The following is a 6,702-nucleotide window of genomic DNA, read 5'->3' as shown; positions in this document are numbered from 1 at the left end:
TCCTTGGTCAGGATGGCCTGCTTGGCCGTGTACATGCAGCAGAAGCCGGAGCAGTACGGGCGGCCGATGGAGCGGTCACGCGAACCCACGCACTGGATGAAGACAATGTTCTTGGGTTCCTTGCCGTCGGAGGGGCGCTTGATGTGCCCTTCCGTGGGGCCGGAGGCCGAAAGCAGACGCTCGTACTGCAGGGAGGTCACCACGTCGGGGTAGCGCCCGCCGCCGTATTCCTCGTACACGGTCCAGTCCATGAGGTCATAGCCCGTGGCGGCCACGATGCAGCCCACTTCCTCGGTGACGATTTCATCCTGCTGCTCGTAGTTGATGGCGCCCGTGGGGCAGACCTTGGCGCACACGCCGCATTTGCCCTGGGTGAGCTGGCGGCAGTAGTCGGGATTGATGACGGCCTTCTTGGGAATGGCCTGCGGGAAGGCAATGTTGATGGCCGTGGTGGGTCCCACCAGCTCGTTGAAGGGGTCAGGCGTTTTCTTGGCCGGGCACTTCTCGGTGCAGGCGCCGCAGCCGGTGCACTTGTCCCAGTCCACATAGGTGGCGCGCTTGCGAATCTTGATGCTGAAGTTGCCCACGTAGCCCGAAATGTCTTCCACTTCGGACTTGGCGTACAGGGTGATGTTGGGATGCTGGGCCACGTCCACCATCTTGGGGCCAAGAATGCAGGCCGAACAGTCAATGGTGGGGAAGGTCTTGTCCAGCTTGGCCATCTTGCCGCCGATGGTGGCCTCGCGTTCCACGAGCACCACCGGGATGCCGCCGTCGGCGCAGTCCAGGGCGGCCTGAATGCCGGCCACACCGCCGCCGATGATGAGCACGCGCTTGTTCACGTCAAAGGACTTGGCCCGGAGCGGACGGTCATTGCGCAGCTTGGCCACGGCCATCTGCACCAGCTCGGCGGCCTTGTTGGTATTGGCTTCCTTGTCCTTGCCGATCCAGGACACGTGTTCGCGGATATTGGCCATTTCGAACATGTAGCGGTTCAGGCCGGCGCGCTCCACGGTGCGACGGAAGGTCGGCTCGTGAATGCGCGGGCTGCAGGAGGCCACCACCACGCCATCGAGCTTTTTTTCGTGGATGGCAGCCTCGATGGCCGCCTGCCCCGGCTCGGCGCAGGTGTACATGACGTCCTGGGCATACACCACATCAGGGAAGGTGCGCGCAATCTCGGCCACCTTGGCGCAGTCCACGGTGCCGGCGATATTGCTGCCGCAGTGGCAGATGAAGACGCCTATTCTCATGCCTTGCCTCCTTCATACATCTTGCGCAGCAGATCGTCGGCGCTGACGCAGAGTTTTTCCAGACCAAGTTCGTCAGGCCGCAGGCCGAAGGCAAGCCCCATGAGCTGGGTGTAGTACAGCACCGGCATCCTGAAGTTGACCCCCGCCTCCTTGGCGGCCTGCTTCTGGCGCAGGTCAAGGTTCATCTGGCAGAGCGGACAGGCCACCACAATGGCGTCCACCCCCATGACGGTGGCCAGGTTGAGGATGCGCCCGGAAAGGCGGGCCGTCATGGCGCGCTCGGGAATGCCGTAGGACGCGCCGCAGCATTCGGTCTTGAGCGGAAAATCCACCATGTCGGCGCCACAGGCGGAAAGCAGGCTTTCCATGAGGGTGGGATTTTCAGGATCGCCAAACTGCATGACCTCGTGCGGGCGGCTCATGAGGCAGCCGTAGTAGGCGGCCAGCTTGAGGCCCTTGAGCGGACGGCGCACACGGGCGGCAATGGCATCGGCATCGTATTCGCGGGCAATGCCCTGCATGACCGAAAGGGCTTCGGGCAGTTCCTCGGCCAGCGGCTGGTCCAGCAGCTCGTTGACCCCTTCGCGGAACTCGGGATTTTCCAGGCGTTTGGCGGCCATGCGCAGATTGGACAGACAGCTGGGGCAGGGCGTCAGCACCACATCGGCCTTCTGCCGGGCGGCCAGGTCCAGATTGCGGGCGCTGAGGGCGCCGGAAAGCTGGATGTCCACGGCATGGGCCGGGGTGGAGCCGCAGCAGCTCCAGCCGTGGATTTCTTCCATGTGCATGCCCAGCGCGGCACAGACGGCCTGCGTGGACTTTTCGTAGTCGGCCGACGTTCCCGTGGCCGAACAGCCGGGATAGTAGGCTATTTTCATGCGCGTACTCCCTGACGGTTGGCGCGCTCCTGATAGCGCGTGAAGATGCGCCCCACGGCTTCAATGCTTTCCTTGGGGGCCATGTGCGGCTTCATTTCGAGCTTGCCCTTCTTGAGGGCATCGGGGGCAAGGTCCACATCGGTGAACACGCGCAGGGACCGCATCATGTACAGGACCATGGTGCCGATTTCGTAGGTACGGCCAAACTTGCGCACGGTATAGAGGAAGGAGGTCCAGAACTTGTCCACCTTGGGGACAGTCGTGATACCTTCCCGGCGGGCCATGTGCCGCAGGGCCTCCATCACACCGGCAACTTCAATGTTGTTGGGGCAGCGCTGACCACAGGTTGAGCAGGAGAGACACATCCAGATGGAGCGGCAATTCAGCACCTTGTCTTTGAGACCAAGCTGCACGCAACGCATTACCTGGTTGACCTGCAGGTCATACACAAAACCCGCAGGGCAGCCGGCAGTGCAGTTGCCGCACTGGTAACAGGTGGAAATCCGCTGACCGCATTGGGCTTCCACTGCCGCCGTGAAGTCGGCATCGCGCAACCGGCTCAGTTCAATGGAGTCGTTCATGGGATCTCACAGGGTTAAAGTCTGAAGAACATGGACGCGGCCAGATGTCGGCGTGTCCTGACGCAAGGGCCGGAAATTCCGCCTTCCGCCTGCCTCAACCGTTTTTTGGAAAAAGGGTGCCGCCGGCGCGCGCATCAGTGCGGCAGCGCTGACCGGACGGATACAAGATGATGGACCGCACGCAGCCCCAGCAGGTAGCTCATGCTGCCAAAGCCCGCCACACTGCCCGCACTCACGCGGGAAAGCACGGATTCGTGCCGGAATGCCTCGCGGGCATGCACGTTGGACATGTGCACCTCCACCACAGGAAGAGAAAGCATGCCCAGGGCATCCATGATGGCATAGCTGTAATGGGTCCAGGCGCCGGCATTGATGACAATGCCGCGGGTACCGTCGTCAAGGGCAGCATGGATGCGTTCCACCATGCGGCCTTCGTCATTGGTCTGAAAGATGTCCAGGCGCACGTTCAGTTCCGCCGCCAGGGCATGCAGGTCACGATTGATGTCGTCCAGCGTGCAGGTGCCGTAATGGGCGGGATCGCGCCGTCCGAACATATTGAGGTTGACGCCGTGCAGAATAAGATAGTCGTGCATGCCCCTCCCCTAGGCGCCAAGCGCCTGTTCCAGTGCCGTACGGGCCGCCTGCGGCAGCCCCCTGCCCGTCCAGAGACGGAACTGGGCGTCCGCCTGCCGGAAAAACATGTCCATGCCGCTGATGCCCTGCCGGCCGGCCTCTTCCGCCTCGCGCAGGAAGCGCGTTTTCAGCGGATTGTAGACAATATCGTAGGCCAGGGCCATGCCCTCCGGCCGAGGCGCCGCACGGAAGTCATAGGGCGTGTCTTCCTCGGCCTTGCCGCGCATGCCCAGCGGCGTGGCATTGATGACCAGGGACGCCGCCTGCGCGTGCCGCTGCGCCCACAGCACAGGGCGCATGCCGAAGTCCCGCGCCAGAACCAGATGCGAGGCATCGGAAGGCGTGCAGACAGACAGATTGCGGAAACCGGCCGCATGCAGGCCGGCCGCCGCCGCCCGCGCCGCGCCACCCGCGCCCAGCAGCAGCACCGGCATTTCCCGGGAAAGGTCGCGCTCGAGCAGGGGCGCCATGAAGCCCGTAACGTCGGTATTTTCGCCCCAGAGCTGGCCGTCCTTCCAGAACAGCGTATTGACCGCACCCACAGCACGCGCCTGATCGGTCATGCCGTCCAGAAAGGGCATGATGCTCACCTTGTGGGGAATGGTGACGGAACAGCCTCCCATGTGCAGCAGGCGGAAGCTGCGCACAAAGGTTTCCAGGGATTCCGGCGCAATTTCCCAGCGGAAGTAGACCCCGTCACACCCCGTATGACGAAAGCCCACATTGTGAACAAGTGGACTAAGGCTCTGACGCAATGGCCAGCCGATGACTCCATAGGGAACGGTGGGAAAGGAGAACTGCTCTGACGTCATGCGTATGGCTCCACGAATTGAAGGAAATTTTACACGATTGCGTGCCGGGAATCAATTCCTTTCCCCCTGTCCCGCACGTGCGGCAGGCGGGCAGTTCCGGCGGCCGCGCAGCCTGGCATCCGGCTCCGCCACCTCGTCCTGCCAGCCGTTGCGTGTTCCCTCGAGGCAGTCAAAACGGTGCGAATAGGGCTTGATGTCCAGCAGGGGCGTGCCGTCGAGCATATCTACCCCGCCCACATGCAGAATGCGCCCTTCGCGCCGCAGCAGGGACACGATGCTCATGCCTATGCCGTTGGGGCGGCAGGGCGCCCGCGTGGCAAAGACGCCCCGCTCCACATCCTGCAGAAACGGCCGCACCCGCAGGCGCACCGGACCGGCGCGATGCAGGGCATAGAGCAGATAGATGTGGGAATAGCCCTCGATATCCTGCAAGCCCTCGGCAAACTGGGGAAAAACTTCCACCTGACCGCGGAATTCCGTGGCATAGATGGGCTGAATGGGCGTCTGCTCCGGCACCGTATGCGGGCTGTGGATGATGCCGATGGCTTGCAGGCTGATGCGCGTTTCCATGAATTCTCCCGATGGTTGTTCAAAAAGGAACATAGCACAGTTTTGCGACAAGGTCGATAGGCCAGCGCAAAAATCATGGTTCGAACAGGCAGACAACTGCAACGCCGCATAACAGAAAAGGCGCACTGCAAACGCAGTGCGCCTTGTTTTCTGGCGGAGCGGAAGGGACTCGAACCCTCGGCCTCCGGCGTGACAGGCCGGCGTTATAACCGTCTTAACTACCGCTCCGAGTGTGGTGGGCAGTACAGGACTTGAACCTGTGGCCCCCGCCGTGTGAAGGCGGTGCTCTACCAGCTGAGCTAACTGCCCTCGTCGCAAGAGTCTTTCTACGCAAAAGGGCATGCACCGTCAAGAAAAAAATCCAAAATGCGTGAAAATTGTGGCCCTTCCCAGATAACCTACTGACAATACTGTTTTTTTCATGGAAGTGCCTGACGGAAGGAACCCTTGCGGCCGGGCGGGGGCAATGGTAGGACAAAGGCGCCTCCCACAGGCCGCCCGTAGCGGCCGGAGGACAGTCTTCTGGCGGAGCCTTCCATGAACATGTCGGACCTGCGGCCTCTGGTCTTTTGTCTTCTTCTTTCCCTGGTGCTGCCCGCGCCCCTGCGGGCGTGGGAAGCCGGCGACATTCACCGCGGCACGGACTTCAGCGATCAGGTCATGCGCGAAAATCTCTGCGCGCTGACCTTTGACGACGGTCCTTCCCCTTATACAGAAGAACTGCTGGACATGCTGGGGGAATACGGTATTCCGGCCACCTTCTTCCTGCTGGGCAAGAACGTGCACCTGCGCCCCGACCTGGTGCGCCGCATGGTGGCCGAGGGGCACGAGGTGGGCAATCATTCCTGGTCGCACCCGCAGCTTCGCCATCTCTCCGAGGAACAGCAGATGGCAGAACTGGGGCGTACCACCGCGGCGCTGCGCGAACTGGGAGCGGAACCGCACTTTGTGCGCCCGCCCTACGGCGCCTTCAACGACATTACGGCAAAGGTGGCCAGGGACCTGGGCCTGTCCATCGTGCTCTGGTCCTTTGACAGCAACGACTGGCGCCATCTGCCCGCCGACTATGCCCGCCTGGCCGATACCCGGGGCAGGGTCTACCCCGCCGGCCAGCTGCACGGCGTCTTTCTGTTTCACGACTCGCTCCGGCGCACCGTGCAGGACCTGCCGCGCATTGTCCGGGACCTGCGCCAGGGCGGCTGCCAGCGCTTTGTGACCCTCAGCGACTATCTTGGCGGCATGCTGGACGAGGAGCCGCCCCTGCTCATGACCCGGCGCCCCCGGCTGCCCCGCGAGGAAGCCGCCCCTGCCCTGCCCCAGCCGGAAATGCCGCCGGAGAGCTTTCCCGAAGCCATGCAGCCCAGCAGCGGCCTGGCCGCCGGCAGCACGCCTGTTCCCCTGGCCCGTAGCAGCCGGCCCTGGATGCCCGGCATGCCCGATGTTCCCGACATGCCCCAGGCCGCGAACACCCCGTACCGCTCCCTGCCGCCGGCGCCTGCCCGTCCGCGCCAGCGCCTGCTGCGCCTGCCCGATGCCCTGCCCACCGCACCACTGGCCCTGGCCAGCCGGGGACGGGTGGACACCATGATCGAGCTGCCCGTGCCCCCGGCACCGGTTGCCGCCGTACCGGCGGCGCAGGCGCCCCGTCCGGCTGCCTCTGCGGCCGGCCCCGCACCGGCCGCTCGCCTCGTCGCTCCGGCCGGAGAGGCCAGCCCGGCCGGCATATCCCCGCGCACACCGTCCCGCCCCGGCAAGGCGCCCCGCTACCGGATCATCCAGCCCTACCCCGTTCCCGGTTCAGCCAAGGCCGGCAAGGGCGGCAGTATTGCACCTCACGGGCAGGCCCTGCGCCGGGATTCGGCCGCCACGCCCCTGCGGCCCTGACCAGTACCGGCCCATCCAGTCCCCTGAACCTCTGGCTCTCCCCGCCTGCCCCGGCCGGAAGTCACCGTCCCGTCTCTGCCGCCCGGCCCCG

Annotated in this window: 7 protein-coding genes and 2 tRNA genes; 1 reads left to right on the top strand and 8 read right to left on the bottom strand. The window is 64.1% G+C overall.

Annotation, left to right across the window (positions count from 1 at the left end):
- The 8 genes from Q0J57_RS09630 to Q0J57_RS09595 all read right to left on the bottom strand — a co-directional run.
- Positions 1 to 1,253: CoB--CoM heterodisulfide reductase iron-sulfur subunit A family protein (locus tag Q0J57_RS09630; RefSeq protein ID WP_297219671.1), on the bottom strand; the 1,253-nt coding region annotated here is incomplete at its 3' end.
- Positions 1,250 to 2,131, bottom strand: coding sequence for a CoB--CoM heterodisulfide reductase iron-sulfur subunit B family protein (locus Q0J57_RS09625; RefSeq protein WP_297219669.1), 882 nt, complete (start codon positions 2,129 to 2,131; stop codon positions 1,250 to 1,252). The genes Q0J57_RS09625 and Q0J57_RS09630, both read right to left, overlap by 4 nt.
- The gene (locus Q0J57_RS09620; RefSeq protein ID WP_297219667.1) at positions 2,128 to 2,712 is read right to left on the bottom strand and encodes a 4Fe-4S dicluster domain-containing protein; all 585 of its coding nucleotides are present in this window, start codon (positions 2,710 to 2,712) and stop codon (positions 2,128 to 2,130) included. The genes Q0J57_RS09625 and Q0J57_RS09620 overlap by 4 nt, the downstream gene beginning before the upstream one ends.
- Before the next feature lie 134 nt (positions 2,713 to 2,846).
- Positions 2,847 to 3,305, bottom strand: coding sequence for a type II 3-dehydroquinate dehydratase (gene aroQ, locus Q0J57_RS09615; RefSeq protein ID WP_297219665.1), 459 nt, complete (start codon positions 3,303 to 3,305; stop codon positions 2,847 to 2,849).
- A gap of 9 nt (positions 3,306 to 3,314) precedes the next feature.
- On the bottom strand, positions 3,315 to 4,157 hold the full coding sequence (gene aroE, locus Q0J57_RS09610) for a shikimate dehydrogenase (protein WP_297219663.1): 843 nt from the start codon (positions 4,155 to 4,157) through the stop codon (positions 3,315 to 3,317).
- Positions 4,158 to 4,208: 51 nt separating this feature from the next.
- Positions 4,209 to 4,727: a tRNA (N6-threonylcarbamoyladenosine(37)-N6)-methyltransferase TrmO gene (tsaA, locus tag Q0J57_RS09605; protein WP_297219661.1), complete on the bottom strand. Its 519-nt coding sequence runs from the start codon at positions 4,725 to 4,727 to the stop codon at positions 4,209 to 4,211.
- A 151-nt stretch (positions 4,728 to 4,878) separates the two neighbouring features.
- Positions 4,879 to 4,955, bottom strand: a tRNA-Asp gene (locus Q0J57_RS09600).
- Between the two features lie 5 nt (positions 4,956 to 4,960).
- Positions 4,961 to 5,036 (bottom strand) — tRNA-Val (locus Q0J57_RS09595).
- 228 nt (positions 5,037 to 5,264) lie between these two features.
- On the opposite strand from Q0J57_RS09595, the gene Q0J57_RS09590 reads away from it, so the two are divergent.
- On the top strand, positions 5,265 to 6,611 hold the full coding sequence (locus Q0J57_RS09590; protein ID WP_297219659.1) for a polysaccharide deacetylase family protein: 1,347 nt from the start codon (positions 5,265 to 5,267) through the stop codon (positions 6,609 to 6,611).
- Positions 6,612 to 6,702: the final 91 nt, after the last annotated feature.

Origin of the sequence: uncultured Desulfovibrio sp., assembly GCF_944324505.1 — a bacterium.
Classification (GTDB): domain Bacteria; phylum Desulfobacterota; class Desulfovibrionia; order Desulfovibrionales; family Desulfovibrionaceae; genus Desulfovibrio.
The sequence above is the reverse complement of the archived record's forward strand: the minus strand, read 5'-3'. Positions and strand labels throughout refer to the sequence as shown.